The sequence below is a fragment of the Streptomyces diversicolor genome (assembly GCF_057537855.1).
The window spans coordinates 1-17,114 of sequence record NZ_BAAJXA010000067.1; the positions used below are offsets into that span (position 1 = coordinate 1).

Consider the following 17,114-nt stretch of genomic DNA (forward strand, 5'->3'; position numbering starts at 1 on the left):
GCCAGAGCGAGATTCCGCTGACCCACGACGCATTCCACAAACTCCAGCCCTGGCGGGCCGCCTCTCACCTCGAAGAACTCCTCATGGCATGCGGAGTCCTGCCCGCAGCCGACAAGCACATCTGTTCCTTCCAGCGCTGGCTTCCCGGCCACCTGGCCGACATCGCCGATCCCGAGCACGCCAAGACGATCAGGCTCTTCGCGACCTGGCACGTCCTCCCCAGGCTGCGGGCCCGCGCTGAGCGGAGCCACATCACACCCAGCATCCGCCGCTTCGCCAGCGAACAGATCAAGTACGCGACCGCCTTCCTGCAATGGCTCGGCGGGCGAAACACCACCCTCGCATCATGCGGCCAGGTCGACATCGACGCCTGGTTCGCCGAGCACGCTGAGCACGCCCGCACCCGCCTGAGAGGCTTCCTCAACTGGGCCATGCAGGGCCGTCACTGCCGACGTTCCCTGGCCATCCCCGCAATGAAGATCTCCCGTCGGCCCGCACTGAGCGAAGACGAACGCCTCGCCGCCCTGGGCAGGCTTCTGACCGACACGGAGATACCCATGCGACTCCGCGTCGCCGGAGTCATCGTTCTCCTCTATGCACAACCGCTGAGCCGCGTGGTCCGGCTCACCCTTGATGACGTCATCCGCGACGACGACACCATGCTGCTACGACTCGGCGAGCCCCCTCACCCGTTCCTGCGCCGGTCGCCACCCTGCTGCTGGAACACATCACGAACCGCAGCAACATGAACACCGCCACCAACCCGGCATCCCGCTGGCTCTTCCCCGGCCGCCGAACCGGCCAGCCACTCGGCCCCAACCACCTCTCCGCGCTCCTGAACAGGGACGGAATCCCGATCGCCGCCGCCCGCGGAGCCGCCATCCGGCAGCAACTCCTTGAACTTCCCGCACCCGTCGTCGCGGAGGCTCTCGGCTACCACGACAAGACCACCAGCCGCCTCCGCTATGAGACCGGCGGAACCTGGAGCCGATACGCCGCCGAAGATCACGGAAGGTCACCAGCAGGATGGGTACCTCGGGGAACCAGCGACAGTTGAATAGGAGAGCCCACCAGTATCGCCCCCCAAACCGGCTCAGCGGGGTGTACCGCCTTCTGCCACGTCACGCGGCAAAAGGCGGTGGTCTGAGCGCTGATCTCAGATGATGATGGTGTTGTGGTCGCAGTCGTCTCGGGTATAGACGTCGGTGCCCTTCTGTCGGCAGACGTAGAGAGTCACTGCCTCGCCGGTGGAGCCGAAGTAGTAGTCGGTGGTTCCCGGCGTGCTGTTGGCGCCGTTGGCGTCCTCGGAGAACGCAAGCTCGTTTCCGGCGTCGTTCCGCAGGATCGCGACGATCCTGCGGCTGTCGGCCAGGTCGTCGTATGCGACGAGCTTGCCTGACGTCGTGTTGTAGGTCGCGTGGCCGTACTGGGTCGGGTTGGTGTAGACGGTCAGGGTCGCGGCCGAGGCGGTCTGAGACATGCCTCCAACCAGGAGGACGGCCGTCCCGGCCAGGACACCCACAGATCTCGCCATGCCGAATCTCATGCGTGCTCCTCTCTATGTGCTGCTGCGGGGCGTTCGTCATTCAGGATGCCGAGGGCGATGGCAGCCGGCCTTGTCATTCCGCGCAGGGCAGTTGACGATTCGCGCACGCCTCGGGCGGCAGGATCCTGTAGTCCCGTGGTGGTATCCCGTAGGTGGCGCGGAAGAGGCGGCTGAAGTGGGTGGGGTTGGTGAAGCCCCAGCGGGCTGCGATGGCCTGGACCGAGCGGGCATTCAGGTGAGGGTTGGTCAGGTCGAGGCAGCAGCGTTCCAGGCGGCGGTGGCGTATCCAGGCTGCCGGTGATGTGTCGTCCTCGGCGAGCAGCTGCTGAAGATGGCGCAGGGAGATGTGGTGGGCGTCCGCGATTGCCTGGGGGGTCATGTCCGGGTCGGCGAGGTGTTGCTCGACGAACGCGTTGATCCGGGCCCGCAGGGCCTTTCTGCGGGCCTCCGGGCTCAGCTCCGCCTCAGCCTCCAGGCAGCGGGCGAGTGTGGACGCCAGAAGATCCTGGGTGACCGAGGCGAGAGTGGGAATGTCGGCCGGGGTGAACTCGTCGGCGTGCGTGTTGAGGTCCCTCAGCCAGCGGGCGAACACTCCGCCCATGCCGCTGCGCCCGCTGATCGGGACAGCGAGCAGGCGCTGCACCGTCTTCTCCGGCAGCGGCAGCAGCTTGTGAGGAAGCTGCACGATCAGTTGCGACCAGCTGTCCTGAAGAGTGTGGCGGTGCGCGTCGAAGGGACGGCTGCTGTCCAGCACCGTGAGGTCACCCGCATGAAACGCCGTGTCACTCCCGGCCTGGGAAAAAGACCCCTCCCCACCGGAATGGTAATTGATCAAGTACACCTCGGGGTCGGACTGCCGGATCATCTTCGCTGTCCGCGCGATCTCCAGATGCGGGAAGGACAGCGCGGACATCTGTAACTCCCCCAGGTCCAAGACACGCACCTTGGCACGGAAGTCCTCCCGGTCGTTACTGCGCAGCCGATTGCGCAGGTGCGACCTTGCTGTGATTTCCCCGAACAGCGCGAACCGCTCCGGCGCCGCCACGACCTCCGTGCTCAACTCCGTCACCAGCATTCCCAGCCCCCCGTAGCCGGCTCCCCTGCGGCTTCGAACGTGGCATGGGGAGGTACAGGCAGTCCAGCAGCACTTCGGTCACGTATGCCGCCACGCACCTCCTGGCAACAATGAAGCCTCAAGATCAAGAAGCATCGGGGATCAGAAACACGCACCTAGACCAATTCGAGCATGGGCGCGGCCGAAATCCGGGCGTAGCCGGGAAGGGAACGGAGGTGCGGCAGCGATCCGCGACTACCGAGTTCAGGCCGACGGCTTAGCGCGACCAACGGTCAGTTCGCCGCGACCATCGTCACCGGGGCGTGGGCGCTGCCCTACCTCGTACTCGGGACGCTGTGGTGGCCGGCTCTGCTGATCGCATTGGTCACAGGCCTCAGCGCATGCACACGAGCCCGGACCGCAATTGCCGAGCTCACCGACCTGAGCGAATCGGCGGTCGACCTACATGGCCGCGCCCTCGCCGTCGCGCTCGGCACCGCACCCGCCGACAGCACCGGCCCCCTTACCCCCGCCGAAGGCCAACAGATCACCCGCCAAGTGCGCAAAGGCAGGTGACGAGCAGCGCGACCCCGCCTCGGCCTTGATCTCTGCCATCAGCCGGTCTGGTGATCACCGGCATCCTGGATGCCGATACGCCCCCGACGACTACACACGGTCACCGGCAGGCTGGGCTCCACGGAGAACTGGCGACAGATGAATACGCGAGCCCACCAGTACCAGGGGCCCGCGCAGCCACCGCGATCCCAGGCAACGAAGACCTCTCGGTGAGTGTTCCCCCAGCCGCACGGTGCAGGGAGCCGTTCCGCACCGTCACCGGGCCGGCCCGGGACCCGGCCGTGGTCGAAGCGCTCAGCCGTGGCGCCGTGCGGCAAGCCGCTGATCCGCGAACGGGCCGGTCTCAGTCCGTGGCGGTGGCGGCCGCGTCGACGGCGGTGAGCGACGCCTCCAGACCGGCCAGTTGCCGGGCGTCGAGGGAACCGAAGAGCTGTCGCAGGCGCCGCGCCCCCGCCTGCTCTCCCGCCGCGAGGGCGGCCCGTCCCTGGTCGGTCAGCGTCACGGCCTTGCGGCGGCGGTCCGTGTCATCGCCTGCCCGGATGACGAGACCGAGCCGTTCCAGTGCCTCAAGTGCCTGGGTGACGGAACGCGGCGCCTGACCGAGGGCGTCGGCCAGCTCGGCCTGGTGCAGGGTGCCGCGCTCGGCCAGCAGCCGGAGCATCTTGGTACGGGACAGCGAAAGTCCCGCGGCGGCCATGTGCCGGTCGACCTCCTGGCGCACCTGGTAGGCGACGGAGAGGAAATGCAGCCCCACGCGGGCCGGGTCGGAGCCGGTGCGCTCCGCTTCGTGTTCGCTCATCGTGTCGGGTATCGTCCCACAAGGTATTCATGAGGTACCTCACGAATAGGGAGTCGACTCGATGAACCGCCCTGTCGCAGTGATCACCGGCGCCACCTCGGGACTGGGCCGGATCACCGCCCTGGAACTGGCCCGCCGCGGCTACCGCATCGGCGTCGTGGCACGGTCCCGGCCCAAGGCCGAGGGGCTGCTCGGTGAGCTGAGGAGCACCGTCGGCGAGGCGCGGGCCGACGTCTTCCACGCGGACCTCGGGATCACGTCCGAGGCTCGTCGGGCGGGCGAGGAGATCGCTGCGCGCTATCCACGACTCGATGTGCTGGTCAACAATGCGGGCCTGCATGCGTTCACCCAGCGCGTCACGGCGGAGGGGACGGCGGAGATGACCGCGGTCAACTACCTCGGCCCGTTCGCGCTGACGCGGGCTTTGACGCACACCCTGTCGGCGTCCGGCCCGGCACGTGTCGTCAATGTCGCCTCGGAGGCGGCCCGGCAGGCCAAGTACGTCTCGCCGCGGCAGGACCTGCGCAGCACCGCCCCCTACACCCGGCGCGAGTCCATGGCGCTGTACGGCCGGACGAAGCTCATGACCATCATGTGGACCCAGGAACTCGCCCGGCGCCTGGATCCCGGGAAGGTCACGGTGAACTGCTGCGACCCCGGTTTCAACGCCACCGGCCTGGGGCGGGACCTGCCCGGATCGGCCCTGCTGCGGCGCGCTTTGAACACCCTCGGGGTGGGTGACCCGCGCAAGGGCGCCGGCATCATCGTCCGGCTGGCGACCGATCCGGCGTTCGCGCACGCGAGCGGCGGCTACTTCTCCGTACGCGACGCCAGGCCCCTGGAATGTCCCGAGCCCGGCCGTGACGAGAGCGTTCAGGGCGAACTGTGGTCGGAGACAATGGCCTTGCTCGCCGACCTCGCAGCTCCGTGACGTGGGGCGGATGCGCGGTGGCGGCCAACCGCCGCAGGCCGGAGGAGCCATGACACACCGTCACATCCGCTCACGCCCCCCACGCTCCTCCTGGTCCACGGAGGGTCGTGGCAAGGGGACAGGGACGCCGACCGTTTCTGGTCGGTGACGGGGATCGTGACCGGCGTCGAACGGGCGGAGCACGCGCGGTGTCACCGATGGCGAACTGTCCCACCTGGGCCGGTTCTTGACCTCGGTCGTCGCGTTCGCCGGCCGATGAGCCGCGCCCCGTGCTACTGCCCCACCCGGCCGTCCACGCATTCGCGCAGCAGATCGGCGTGTCCGCAGTGGCGGGCGTACTCCTCGACCCGGTGCACCCACAGCTCGCGGACGGCGATTTCATCCTTGCCCACCCGCGCGCCCAGATCCGGGAACTCGGCCAGCGCCGCATCGGTCGCCGCCTGTTCGCGCGCGAGATCGGCGAACGCGCCCTCGACCACGGCCTGCTCCGCGACGGCACCGTCGAAGTCGGCGTCACGCGCTCCGTACAGCTTCGGCGCCGGGTCCTGTGGCACGATCCAGTTGCGCCAGTCCCGCTCCACCTCGGCGAGATGACGGACCAGCCCCAGCAGGGACATGGTCGACGGCGGCACCGAGCGGCGCGCCAGTTGCTCCGGGTCCAGGCCCTCGCACTTCATCCGCAGGGTCAGCCGATAGTCCCTCAGGAACTCCTGTACCGTGGCCAGCTCACCGGCCGCGGTGGCCCCGTCACGGTTACGGGGGTCCTCGTCCGGATCCGCCCACATGTCGGGGTACACACGGGCCTGGCTCCACCGCTCGGGCATATCGCTCACCGTGCCGACTATGCCGGGCGGCGGACCGGCGGGCAACCGGGTATCGAGGCGCGCGCCGACCCGCCGGGTTGGGGATAGGATCCGCGGGTGATCAGGATGGAGACGGCCCGTTTGATCCTGCGCCGCTGGCGCGATGACGATCTTGAACCGCTGGCCGCCGTGAATGCCGATCCGGACGTGATGCGCTGGATCGGTGACGGGTCGACTCGTGACAGGGCCCAGACCCTGGCCGGCATCGAGGCCATGGAGCGGCAGTGGGAGGCCGATGGTTTCGGTCTGTTCGCCGTCGAGGTCCGGTCCACCGGTGAGCTGGCCGGCTTCACCGGTCTGTCGGTTCCCGAGTTCCTGCCCGAGGTGATGCCGGCGGTCGAGGTGGGGTGGCGTCTGGGGCGCCGTTGCTGGGGCCAGGGGTTTGCGAGCGAGGCCGCCGCCGCCGTACTGCGGTTCGGGTTCCAAGACCGGGGACTGGAGCGGATCGTGGGCATCACCCAAGTGGGGAACGGCGCGTCCGAGCGCGTCATGACGAAGCTGGGGATGCGGCTGGAGCGTGAGTCGGTGGACCCCACGTGCGGTCGTCCGGTCCGGATCTACGCGACGGGGAGCGCCGAAGCGCCCCGCGGCTGACCCGCCGCCCGCCGCCCGCCGCGGTCGCGGCTCATCGGCTCGCGGGCCGGAAGCACTCGCGGCCCGGGCGGCCCGCGGCGGGGTAGTAGCAGGCGCGCAGCCGGGCCGGACGGCCCGCGGCGATCATCGTCGTGGCGACCGCCAGGGGGCTCGACGGCCTGATCTCGCGCACGGTGGACTGGGGGTGCGCGTCGGGCCCGGTGATCTCGACGCGGAAGCCGGGGTGTGCGGGCCAGGCCCGGATCCACGCCGCCTGGCAGCCGGGGCTGAACCGGATCTCCAGCCGGGTGCCGTCGGCCGCCGTGTGCGTGGCCGCCGTGGTGGGGTCCTCGCACGCGGTCGTCCGGGGGTCGCGTCCCTCGCAGGACCGTAGCCTGCACACCGGTGGCCGCAGCGCCGCGGGCCGGGAATCGCCGCGGGAGGCCCGTACGAGGGCGGCGGGCACCAGCATCGCGGCGCACAGCAGGAGGACCCCGACCGCCGTTGTCCTGGGGCGGGCCTCGATCACGGCGGACGCGGCCAGCAGCGGGCCGCGCACCAGGCGGGCCAGGCGCGTCGCGGTCCGTGCCGGGGTGCGGCCCGAGGCGGCGGCACCCGCGCCGCCCGGGGTGCGGCCCAGGGCGGCGGCACCGGCGTCGCGCGCGGCCGGGCAGGTGCGGTCGGCTCCGCTCTTGGCGGGACAGGTGGGGTCCCGGTCGGAGTGGGTCGGGTGGCCCCCCTGGTCGCTCCGGGCGGCTCCGGCCGGTGCTGCGGGGCCCGGCGCAACCGCCGGCGCGGTCTGTGCCCGCCTGCTCCACACCGCCTCCGCGACCTCCCACTGGGCCAGCAGCCGTCCCTCGCCCGCCCGTTCCGGCACCGACCGGCACAGCGCCTCGACGGCGTGGCGGGGCGGGAACTGCTTGCCGTTGAGGTACCGCTCCCACGACGATCTGCTCACCGCCGTCGCCTCCGCCAGCTCCGCCAGGCTCAGCCCGCTGCGGTCCTTGATCTCGCGCAGGCAAATGATCAAATCGGCGCAGGACGGGGGCAGTTCGGGCGGCAGATCGCGCCAACGCCCCATCCGACCGGTCCTCGCCGCCTTGCGTGGACGCCTCACCGAGCGCACGCTCCTCTCTGCCGGCCGCCGTCACTCCACGTGGCGCAGCAAGGTCCAGGTCTGCTCGCCGACGATGCCGTCCGCGGGCACGTGATCCTCCTGTTGGAGCCGTCTGACCTGTGCCGCGGTGCGGTCGCCGAAGTACCCGTCCACATCGCCCGGGGAGAGCCGGTGGCGCAGCAGGAGGCATTGCACCTCGGCGGCGTCGGGGCCCGTGGTGTTCAACGCGACCAGGCGGGAGACGGTGGTGCTGTTCCCGGCGAACATGAGGTCACCGTGCCGGCTGTAGGCACATGTGTACGCCCCGACCTGGCTCCCCTTGCCGTCCGGGGCGCCGGAGCCCCCCGGCGCCCGGATCAGCCACACCGAGACCCCGGCGGACAGGAGCAGCGCGCCGGCGACGGCCAGGAGCGCCGCGCCCCGTATCCGCGCGCCGCCCGTCCCGGGGACCGGCGCCGCGTCCCGTATCCCGGCGTCGTCCGTCCCGGGGGCCGTTGCCTCGGCCGCGTCGGCGGTCGTTCGCCGCGGGGCCGGTGCCGGTGTGAGCCGGGCCCGCGCCGCCGCGCCCCCGGAGCGTTCCGCCGCTTCGCGCAAGGCCAGCAGCGGCGCCGCGTCCACTCCGGCGAGCGTCGCGAGCGCGGCCACGGCCGTCGGTGGCGGCACCGCCCTGCCGTTGAGGTACCGCTCCCAGGACGAAGCGCTGAACGGCGTCTTCGCCTGGAGCGATACGAGGCTCAGTCCGCTGCGGTCCTTCAGCCACCTGAGCCGCACCACGAGTTGACGCCCGGCCGGGTCCAGCGATCCCGGCAGCATCTTCCACCGCATGACATGACGCCCCCTGCATCCGTCCGGCCGCCGCTCCGTTTCCCGTCCCTGCCGCTCAGGGCCCCGGCAACCGTCGGGCGTTTCCTTCGTCCCCGCGCCCGCGACGTACCGCACGCCGTGCCTACCCATCGACACGCGGTCCGACACGACCGGTTCGCGCCATCGGCCGCGTACCGGGCGGCACCACCTGGGACGGGGACCTGGACGGCGCCCGCGCTGCCCGCGGGGCGACGGGCCGTCAGCCGTGGGCCGGCTGAGGGGAGTAGCGCATGCGGATCTTGTGGTTCCCATCGCCGTGCCGGGTGACTTCCTGGAACCCTTCTCGCAGGTAGAAGGCGTGGGCGCGCACGTTGGCCGCGAGCACGTCGAGCACCAGGTCCTGCCCCCGCCGCGCCGCCGTCTCGATGACGGACCTCAGGAGCCGGGCGCCGATGCCGAGTCCCTGGTAGCGGGGATGGAGTTCGATCCGCCCGAGATAGACCTCGACGTCGTGGTGCTCGACGACCAGAATGCCCGCGTCCGCTCCGTCGACGGTGACGATCTGCCATCGGCTCGGATCGAAGACACGGGCGTGGTGGGCGCGTTGGTCCTGCTCGTTCCAGCCCCATATCGCGGTGACGACACTGCCCATGGCCGCCTTGTGGAGTTGGAAGCAGAACTCGTCGTCGGCCGGCTGCGCCGGGCGCAATGCAACGGTGTCCATGCCCCCGATGTTCCCCGAACGCCCGGCGTCGGTACGCCGGTTGAGGCGGAAAGCCGGCGGATCGGGGGCCGCGCCGGTGCCGGATCAGCGGCGTCAGCGGCCGTCGAGCAGCCCCGCGTCATGAGCGAGGACGGCCGCCTGTACGCGGTTGGCGCAGCCCGTGCGGGTGAGGATCCGGCTGATGTGCGCCTTGACCGTGCCGGCGCTCAGATACAGCTGATCGGCGATCTCCGCGTTGGACAGACCGGTGCCGAGCAGCCGCAGGACGTCCCGTTCGGCCGGGGTCAGCTCCTCGGTCCTGCGCAGTGCGGCCTCGGTCTCCCGGCCGGTGCGCACATGCCGTTCCATCATCCGCCGGGTGATCCGGGGCGACAGTACGGGTTCGCCCTTCGCGGCGAGTTGCACGGCGCGTATCAGCTCGGCGGGGCCGGTGTCCTTCAGGAGGAAACCGCCGGCCCCGGCCCGCAGGGCGCGCATCACACTCGCTTCCTCGCCGAACGCCGTCAGCATCACCACACGGGTGTGGGGTGAGAGCCGGGCGATCTCCTCGGCGGCGGCGATCCCGTCCGTGTTCGGCATCTGGATGTCGAGCAGGGCGACGTCGATGTCCTGGGTGCGGCACGCCGCGGCGGCCTCCCGGCCGTCACCGGCCTCGGCGACCACCTCGACATCCTCGGCGTTCTCCAGGATCAGCCGGATTCCCGCGCGCATCAGCGCCTCGTCGTCGGCGATCAGGACTCGGATCATCAGCTCATCTTAGGGCCGCTTCCGCGAGCAGGATGACGAGGAAGGCGACCGTCGGCAGGACCACGAGCAGCGCCACACAGCCCGACCCGAGGACGCGCGGCCAGGTCAGGATCTCGTCCGGCAGTGGGGCGCGCGCCCCTTTCCGTTCGTTGCCGTCGGACTGCTCGGGTGCGTCGCCTTCGGCGCGCGAGCGCGCGGTGTTCGCAAGGGGCGCGGGCAGGGCCCGGGTGCGCGCGGCGGTGTCCGGGGACGCGTTCCCGTGGGCGGGCAGCCAGGCCGCCATGCAAAAGCCCCCGTCGGCCAGGGCGCCCGCCTCGAACGTGCCGCCGAGCAACGAGATCCGCTCCTGGCAGCCGGCCAGACCGCTGCGGTTGCCTCCGCGGGAGGGGCCCGCCGCGTGCGGTGCCTCGTTGGTGACGGACACCTCGATCCAGGTGTCCCCGCCCTTCACCGCCACCCGGGTGGGCGCGCCGGAGGCGTGTTTCAGCACGTTCGTCAGCCCTTCGCGGACCACGCGGTGGATCGCCTGACGGGTACGGGGCCCCACCTCGACCGCGTCGGGAACGGACCAGTCCAGTTCGACGGTGCCGCCCGTCCGCTGGGATTCCTTCACCAGGGCGGTGATGTCGTCACGTGTCCCCCTCTCGTCCCCGGTGCCGTCCGCCGGGTCCGGCAGGTCCTCGTGCCGCAGGACGTCGAGGATGTCCCGCAGTTCCTCCATCGCCGTACCGGCGGTCGTACGCAGCAGCTCGGCCTGTTCGGCCAGGGCGGGTGCCTTCCGTGCGACGGCGAGTTCGAGCGCCCCGGCGTGCACCGATATCAGGCTCAGCCGGTGACCCAGGAGGTCGTGCATCTCGCCCGCGATCCGGTTGCGTTCCTCCGTCCTGGCGGCCACGGCGGTCAGCGTGCGGGCCTGTTCCAGATAGGCGTTGCGTTCCCGGAGCAGGTTGACCAGCAGCCGGCGCCGCCCCAGCAGGGTCCCGGCCAGGGCGGGCAGCAGCAGGAGCAGCACCGCGGAGACCGCGTTGCCGGCCAGGGCCAGGGGCAGTGCTTCGGGCCGGGCCAGGCCACGGGCGACGGTCAGGACCCCGACGACGGCGCACGCAGCCCCGACCACCTGCCAGGCGCGCCGCGGCGGCGCGAGATGACGGGTGGCGGCCAGCACGACCAGCGGCGCCACCGCCAGCGTCCACACGTTGTCGCCCGCGACCAGCGGGGCGGACCCCAGGACCGCGATGACCGGGCGGGCGCGCCGAACCGGCACGAGCAGCGCCGCCCACACCCCTTCCAGCACCGCCCACACCAGCCGGTCCGGGGGCGCCAGCAGCAGCGGCACCAGGCCGAAGGCCGCCGCCAGGGCGGAGAGCAGGCTCTCCACGACGACCGTACGCGGCGGGGCGGCACGCAGCGCGGCCCAGGTCTCGGCCGCCGCACGGCGCAGCCGCCGCGGCCCACCGGCCACCGTGCGCCCGAGCCGTTCGGACAGCCGCAACGGTCTTGTTCCTGCGCGCACCTGACTCCTCATCGTTCCCGCTCCGCCGCCGCGGACCAGCCCGGGGACAACGGTAGCCGCGGCGGCGGTGGCCGCACGGCGGGCCCTGGGGGTCATGCGCCGAGCCGGAGGCTCAGCTCTGACCGCACCGCGTCCACGTCCACCCGCTCGGCGGTCAGCAGCCGTACGACGCTGTCCGCCGCCGCGTCGGCGTCCGTCTCCGACGCGTCGAGCAGGGCGGCCAGCAGATGGACCGTGCCGACCGTGGGCGAACCGTGCTCGGCGGCCGACAACCGCGCCACCGCCATCATCCGGTCTGCGGCGGCCGACAACCGCACACCGTCGCCGTCGGAAACGGACTGGGGCCGGGGCGCCGCGGCCGATGTGACGAGGGAGTCCTGCCGTGCGCCGTGCCGGCGCATCAGGTCAGCGGCCGAGTTGACGTCCGCCAAGCTCGCGGGCAGCGAGTGCCCCGCGACGGACAGGGCACGGTCCAGGGCCACCATCCCGAGCAGCAGGTCCACCGGCTCCGCCGCGGCACGCCCGCACCGTACCGCCTGCCGTATCGCCTCGACGGACACCGCGAACAGAACGGGTGAGCCGTTGACCGTGCTCTGGGAGGTCCAGGAAGCGAACGCGCGGCTGAGGCGGTTACCGCTCCTGCCCAGCGTTCCGGCCCGCCGCAGCAGCGTGACACCGCGCGATTCCACCCCCTCGGTCTCCGCCTCGTCCACCCGGTCGAGCGCGCGTGCCGCGGCGGCCGTGTCCAGCCGCTGGAGCAGCAGGGCCTCCCGTGCCCTGGTGTCCGGGAGCGTCAGGAGGGCGCGGGCCACATGGCGGCAGCGGACCGAGATCGTGCCCTCGGCGCGGGCCGATCCGAGCGCGAGCAGCAGGCACCCGCGCAGCGCCCCGGTCATCGCCGGCTGCGCCCGGCCGCTGTCCGGGGCGGACCGGCCGGACGCGAGGCCGACGCGCCACCACGCCTCGCGCCAGGCGAACTCGACCTCCCGCTCATCGGTTTCCCGAGCGGCTTCCTCGTCGGGGCCGGCCGGGGCCGGCGGGCCACCCGCCTCGTCGTCGCTCACCCAGCCGAGGCCCGCCCGGCCGGAGATCAGACCGCTGAGCGAGCCGGCCTTCCGCATCCCCGGGGCGATCGCCGCACTGGCGTCCGTGTCCCCCGACACCAGCTCCCCCAGCAGGGTGTCCGTCCCCACCACCGGCACCTCGCGCCTGACCGCACGGCGCACTGTCTCCACGAGCAGGTCCATGACGTCCTGTTCGAACTCCGTGGTCGCCCCGGCCATGGCCGTACCGTCGGCATGTGCACCGGTCGTCGCTCGCTGACCCATCTACGTTCCCCTCAAAGCGCGGTGGCCTGACCAGATGAACGCTAGGCGCAGCCGCTGCGGCACCGCATCGGCCGACCGGCCAGTCTCCCGATCCGATCGGCCGCGCTCCCGCACACGCCGTTCAGTCTGAGGGCGCTACGAGTCCGACGTCGTGATCCACGCACCCCTGCGCATCGTGTGGAAGCTGCGGACCGATGTGGAGCGCCGGGCGTCCTGGCAGCCTGAGACATTGGAGCGACCGCGGGAAAGGATCAGCCGCCTTCGAACCCCCGTGCCACCCGCTCCAGTCGACGCCGATGCCCCTCCCACCACGCCCGGTCCCCCGCCGGCAGGCTGTCGTTGCCCTTCAAGTGCCCGATGCTCCCGTCGATCTGCTCGCGCACGATGTCGGCATGCCCGGCATGCCGCTGGGTGTCGGAGATCACGCGCACCAGGATGTGGTGCAGCGTCACCTCCCGTCTGTCCTCGGGCCACCACGGGACATGACCGATCGCGTCGAGGTCCAGCGTCGCGATCGTGGTGTCGGAGTGTTCCCACGCCCGCTGATACAGCCCGACGATGTCCTCACGGGACTCGTCCGCCGTGGCCCACATGTCCGCGTTGGGTGCCGCGTCCTCCGTGTACCACCAGGGCGGCCGTTCCTCCCCGTCGAAGAACGGCCGCCCGAACGTGTCGCCGAAGTACCCCAGCTCCACGCCGGCGACGTGTTTGACCAGTCCCAGCAGGTTGGTGCCCGTGGGAGTCAGCGGGCGGCGGACGTCGTACTCCGAGAGTCCGTCGAGCTTCCACATCAGGGCGTCACGCCCTTCTTGCAGATACCGGCGGAGGTCCGCTTTCGGGTTCGGTTCGGTCATACCGGGGAGTCTTCCACCCGGCACTGACATTGCCATCGGTACGCGGGTTCCGGTGGTCGCGGCTCCGGCACCGAGCGACGCCCCCTCATGGCGAGGGGGCGGGTGGGTGCCAGGTGGGTGGGAGTACGGCGGCGTCTCGCAGGTCCGACCACAGCCGGTCGGGGAGGGGGCGGGCGAGCAGGGTGGCCGACTCCTCGATCTCCCGCGGTGAGCGGGCTCCTACGACGACGGCCGTCACGGCGGGGTGGCCGAAGGGGAACTGCAGCGCGACGGCGACCGGCGGGACGCCATGGCGTGCGCACACCTCATGGACCGTCCGCACCCGGGCGGCCGCCGCGGGCGGGACCCGCTCGTATCCGTGCGGCGCGCCCGGACGGGGGTCCGCGAGCAGTCCCGACTGCAGGACTCCGGCGGCCAGGACCGCCACGCCGCGCTCCTGGCACAGCGGCAGCAACTCCGTGAGCGCGGACTGGTCGAGAAGGTTCCACCGTCCGGCCGGCATCACGCAGTCCGGGCCGGGCTCGGGGACCTCACGCAGAAAGCGCACGGCGACGTCGGCGTGGTTCACCCCGAGTGAGACGGCACGGACGACACCGGCGCTGCGCAGGTCGTCGAGCGCGCGGTAGGCGTCGCCGACGGAGCGGGAGAAGTCCTGCTCGGGGTCGTGGATGTGCAGCACGTCGACGCTGTCCAGGCCCAGACGGTCAAGGCTCTCCGCAAGCGACCGGACGACGCCGGCACGGGAGTAGTCGAGGCGTGCTCCGAGGCCAGGGGGCGGGTCGGCCCAGATCGGCTGGGTGTCCGGCCCTCCCGGTTCGATGAGCCGCCCCACCTTGGTGCACAGCACATAGGCGTCTCTCGGCTCGTCGCGCAGGGCGGCGCCGGTACGTTTCTCGGACAGCCCGTACCCGTAGACGGGCGCGGTGTCGAAGAGCCGTATGCCGAGTGCGCGGGCGCGCCGGACGGTCTTCAGGGCCTGCTGCCGCGGCACGGGCCGGAAGAGTCCCCCGATGGAGGCGAGCCCGAGGCCGAGCCTGCTGACCGTCAGTCCGGTCCGCCCGAGCGCAACCGGGTCGTCCGCGCGCATGCCGCTCCTTCGCGAGGCCGGCCGGGGTCACTCGAAGAACTTCAGGCCCCAGCCGGTGTCGGTGTTCGGGCCGGGGACGTTGGCGCGGCTGTAGGTGACCCCGCCCCACCAGCAGAAGGTGCCCGTGTACCAGTAGCGGTTCGACCAGGAGTACGGCGTTCCCTTCGGCACCGCGTGGAACATCAGGGGGAACCTGGGTCCTGCGGGCGGGCTGGTGGCGATGTCGCCGTCGAGCAGGACGAAGCTGTGGTGCCCCGGACCGTTGACGTACAGGGTGGGGTCCCAGCCCCGCATCATCGTCGCGGCGTTGGAGCCGAACAGGCAGCCGTTCGACTTGTACCAGTCCCATACGTACGTCGGGTCGCCGCCGGGCCGCAGCCTCAGGTCGGCCAGGCAGTACTGGTCGCTCCAGCTGCCGTTGGCCGAGTACACGATGTGCAGTTGGCCGTTCGGGTCCTTGATGGCCTCCGGTCCCTCGTTGATGAAGGGGTTGCCGACCACCCGTTCCCAGCTCTCCCGCGGCTGCGAGATGATGTACCGCGCCCCGGTCGGCGTGGTCGGGCTGCTCATCCGGGCGATGTACAGGTTCTGCTCGACGTTCGTGTCACCGGCCCATCCCGACCAGACGAACCAGCGCTGTCCGGAGAAGGTGAACAGGGTTCCGTCGATCGCCCACTTGTCGTCCGGCAGGGCGAGCTGTGTCTCGGCGGTGTACCCGCTGTCCGCCGAGGCGGAGCTGATCACGAACATGCGGTGGTTCGCTCCGACGCCGGCCGTGAAGTAGATGTAGTAGCGGCCACCGTCCCGTACCAGTTCCGGGGCCCACACCTCACCACGGCCGCGGGTGTCGGACCAGACCTGCCGGGCGGGCGCGGCCGCGAGTGCGTCCGTCGAGGCCGCCTGCCGGACCGAGATGCCCCCGCCGGTCGACTGCACGGAGATGTAGGTGCCCCCGACCCGGATCACGCTCGGGTCCGCGGCCCGCAGCGTCGTCTGTCCCGCGCGGGCCGGGCCGCCGGAGGTCAGCGTGAGCGCGGCCAGCAGGAGCGCGGTCAGGGTGAAGCCGACGGCGCCGTGCAGACCTCGGAGAATCCTCATGGTCACGCTCCTTGGTCGGGCTCCGCGGAACGGGCCTTTACATCGATGAAAGCCACTCCGGCAGGATCCTGACTAGTTCTGCTCATGTCAAGCATGCGCGCGCCTGCCGGTCGAGGGCATCGGCCGGGGCCGCTGACGGGGCCCCTGGAACCACTCGGTGCCGCTCCTATATCGTCATCCGATATCGGGAACCGTAAATGCACCGCGGTGAGGGAGTGGGCCATGGGCAGGGCTTCGACGGCGGCCGTGGTGCCGGACGAGCTGGAGCGGCGGCTGGGAGTGCCGGACGCGGTGCTGATCGGCCTGGGGTCGATGATCGGCGCCGGCGTCTTCGCCGCGCTCGCCCCGGCCGCGCACGCGGCGAGTTCGGGCCTGCTGCTGGGGCTGGCCGCGGCGGCCGTGGTGGCGTACTGCAACGCGACCTCCTCGGCGCGGCTGGCCGCACGGTATCCGGCCTCGGGCGGCACCTATGTCTACGGGCGGGAGCGGCTGGGCGCGTTCTGGGGTTATCTGGCCGGGTGGGCCTTCGTCGTCGGCAAGACCGCCTCGTGTGCGGCGATGGCGCTGACCGTCGGCGCGTATGTGTGGCCCGGACAGGCGCACGCCGTCGCGGTGGCGGCGGTGGTGGCGCTGACCGCGGTGGACTACGCGGGAGTGCAGAAGTCGGCGTGGCTGACCCGGGTGATCGTCGCCATCGTGCTGGCGGTGCTCGCCGCGGTCGTGGTCGCCTCCCTCACCTCCCATGTCGCGGACACCACCCGGCTGAACCTGGGCGGCGACGCGTCCTTCGGCGGGGTGCTCCAGGCAGGTGGCCTGCTGTTCTTCGCCTTCGCCGGCTATGCGCGGATCGCCACGCTGGGCGAGGAGGTGCGGGACCCGGCACGGACCATACCCCGCGCCATCCCGCTCGCACTGGGCATCACCCTGGTCGTCTACGCCCTCGTGGCCGTCTCCGTCCTGACGGTGCTCGGCCCGAGCCGTCTGGCCGGGGCCGCCGCGCCGCTGTCGGAGGCGGTGCGGGCCGCGGGCGTCGACTGGCTGGCGCCGGTGGTCCGGGTGGGCGCGGCGGTGGCGGCGCTCGGCTCGCTGCTCGCGCTCGTCCTCGGTGTCTCGCGCACCACGCTTGCCATGGCCCGGGACCGGCATCTGCCGCATGTACTGTCCGCCGTCCACCCCCGGTTCAAGGTGCCGCACCGGGCGGAGCTGCTGGTGGGCGCCGTGGTGGCCGTCCTCGCGGCGGTGGCGGACGTGCGGGGGGCGATCGGGTTCTCCTCGTTCGGCGTGCTGGTGTACTACGCCGTCGCCAACGCCTCCGCCTGGACCCTCACCCCGCAAGAGGGCCGCCCGGCGCGGATCATCCCCGTCGTCGGCCTGGCCGGGTGCCTCGTCCTCGCGTTCGCCCTGCCCCTCGGCTCGGTGGTCCCGGGAGCCGCGGTCCTGGCCGTCGGAGCCGCGGCCTACGGCATCCGCCGCACGCTCACCGGCCGGTCGGCCGGCTGA

At 71.7% G+C, this 17,114-nt stretch carries 17 protein-coding genes and 1 pseudogene; 5 read left to right on the forward strand and 13 right to left on the reverse strand.

The window, feature by feature from the left end:
• Positions 1 to 749: pseudogene (locus tag AC27LF_RS42625) on the forward strand (hypothetical protein); the annotation flags it as partial.
• Entirely contained in the window at positions 746 to 1,057 is a 312-nt protein-coding gene (locus tag AC27LF_RS42630) for a hypothetical protein (protein WP_479664610.1), read from the forward strand. The pseudogene AC27LF_RS42625 and the gene AC27LF_RS42630, both read left to right, overlap by 4 nt.
• 99 nt (positions 1,058 to 1,156) lie before the next feature.
• Here the strand turns inward: AC27LF_RS42630 and AC27LF_RS42635 are convergent, their stop codons facing one another.
• The 3 genes from AC27LF_RS42635 to AC27LF_RS42645 all read right to left on the reverse strand — a co-directional run bounded on the left by AC27LF_RS42635 (position 1,157) and on the right by AC27LF_RS42645 (position 3,975).
• Positions 1,157 to 1,480, reverse strand: coding sequence for a hypothetical protein (locus tag AC27LF_RS42635; protein WP_479661862.1), 324 nt, complete (start codon positions 1,478 to 1,480; stop codon positions 1,157 to 1,159).
• A 139-nt stretch (positions 1,481 to 1,619) separates the two neighbouring features.
• A complete protein-coding gene (locus tag AC27LF_RS42640) occupies positions 1,620 to 2,591 on the reverse strand; it encodes an AraC-like ligand-binding domain-containing protein (protein WP_479664611.1) in 972 nt (323 codons plus the stop codon).
• 928 nt (positions 2,592 to 3,519) lie between these two features.
• Complete coding sequence (locus AC27LF_RS42645) at positions 3,520 to 3,975, reverse strand: MarR family winged helix-turn-helix transcriptional regulator (RefSeq protein ID WP_479661864.1); 456 nt, start codon at positions 3,973 to 3,975, stop codon at positions 3,520 to 3,522.
• A gap of 61 nt (positions 3,976 to 4,036) precedes the next feature.
• Between AC27LF_RS42645 and AC27LF_RS42650 the strand changes: the two genes are divergently transcribed.
• Positions 4,037 to 4,906, forward strand: coding sequence for an SDR family NAD(P)-dependent oxidoreductase (locus AC27LF_RS42650; protein WP_479661865.1), 870 nt, complete (start codon positions 4,037 to 4,039; stop codon positions 4,904 to 4,906).
• A gap of 272 nt (positions 4,907 to 5,178) precedes the next feature.
• On the opposite strand, the gene AC27LF_RS42655 is transcribed toward AC27LF_RS42650, so the two are convergent.
• Complete coding sequence (locus AC27LF_RS42655) at positions 5,179 to 5,730, reverse strand: DinB family protein (protein WP_479661891.1); 552 nt, start codon at positions 5,728 to 5,730, stop codon at positions 5,179 to 5,181.
• Positions 5,731 to 5,835: 105 nt separating this feature from the next.
• On the opposite strand from AC27LF_RS42655, the gene AC27LF_RS42660 reads away from it, so the two are divergent.
• Positions 5,836 to 6,363, forward strand: coding sequence for a GNAT family N-acetyltransferase (locus tag AC27LF_RS42660; protein ID WP_479661892.1), 528 nt, complete (start codon positions 5,836 to 5,838; stop codon positions 6,361 to 6,363).
• A gap of 31 nt (positions 6,364 to 6,394) precedes the next feature.
• On the opposite strand, the gene AC27LF_RS42665 is transcribed toward AC27LF_RS42660, so the two are convergent.
• The 9 genes from AC27LF_RS42665 to AC27LF_RS42705 all read right to left on the reverse strand — a co-directional run bounded on the left by AC27LF_RS42665 (position 6,395) and on the right by AC27LF_RS42705 (position 15,614).
• Positions 6,395 to 7,423: a helix-turn-helix domain-containing protein gene (locus tag AC27LF_RS42665; protein WP_479661866.1), complete on the reverse strand. Its 1,029-nt coding sequence runs from the start codon at positions 7,421 to 7,423 to the stop codon at positions 6,395 to 6,397.
• A 66-nt stretch (positions 7,424 to 7,489) separates the two neighbouring features.
• Positions 7,490 to 8,284, reverse strand: a complete 795-nt coding sequence (locus tag AC27LF_RS42670) for a helix-turn-helix domain-containing protein (protein WP_479661867.1) — start codon at positions 8,282 to 8,284, stop codon at positions 7,490 to 7,492.
• Between the two features lie 238 nt (positions 8,285 to 8,522).
• Positions 8,523 to 8,987 carry a GNAT family N-acetyltransferase gene (locus AC27LF_RS42675; RefSeq protein ID WP_479661868.1) on the reverse strand — a complete coding sequence of 155 codons (465 nt, stop codon included), beginning with the start codon at positions 8,985 to 8,987 and terminating at the stop codon, positions 8,523 to 8,525.
• A gap of 93 nt (positions 8,988 to 9,080) precedes the next feature.
• Complete coding sequence (locus AC27LF_RS42680; protein WP_479661869.1) at positions 9,081 to 9,734, reverse strand: response regulator; 654 nt, start codon at positions 9,732 to 9,734, stop codon at positions 9,081 to 9,083.
• 4 nt (positions 9,735 to 9,738) lie between these two features.
• Positions 9,739 to 11,247: a sensor histidine kinase gene (locus tag AC27LF_RS42685; protein ID WP_479664612.1), complete on the reverse strand. Its 1,509-nt coding sequence runs from the start codon at positions 11,245 to 11,247 to the stop codon at positions 9,739 to 9,741.
• Positions 11,248 to 11,339: 92 nt separating this feature from the next.
• Positions 11,340 to 12,530 (reverse strand): hypothetical protein, encoded by a 1,191-nt coding sequence (locus AC27LF_RS42690; RefSeq protein WP_479661871.1) that lies wholly within the window; start codon positions 12,528 to 12,530, stop codon positions 11,340 to 11,342.
• Between the two features lie 296 nt (positions 12,531 to 12,826).
• Entirely contained in the window at positions 12,827 to 13,429 is a 603-nt protein-coding gene (locus AC27LF_RS42695) for a DinB family protein (protein WP_479661872.1), read from the reverse strand.
• Between the two features lie 85 nt (positions 13,430 to 13,514).
• Positions 13,515 to 14,516, reverse strand: coding sequence for an aldo/keto reductase (locus AC27LF_RS42700; protein ID WP_479661873.1), 1,002 nt, complete (start codon positions 14,514 to 14,516; stop codon positions 13,515 to 13,517).
• A gap of 27 nt (positions 14,517 to 14,543) precedes the next feature.
• Positions 14,544 to 15,614 (reverse strand): glycoside hydrolase family 43 protein, encoded by a 1,071-nt coding sequence (locus tag AC27LF_RS42705; protein WP_479661874.1) that lies wholly within the window; start codon positions 15,612 to 15,614, stop codon positions 14,544 to 14,546.
• A gap of 222 nt (positions 15,615 to 15,836) precedes the next feature.
• Here AC27LF_RS42705 and AC27LF_RS42710 point away from each other — a divergent pair, with 222 nt between their 5' ends.
• A complete protein-coding gene (locus tag AC27LF_RS42710) occupies positions 15,837 to 17,114 on the forward strand; it encodes an APC family permease (RefSeq protein WP_479661875.1) in 1,278 nt (425 codons plus the stop codon).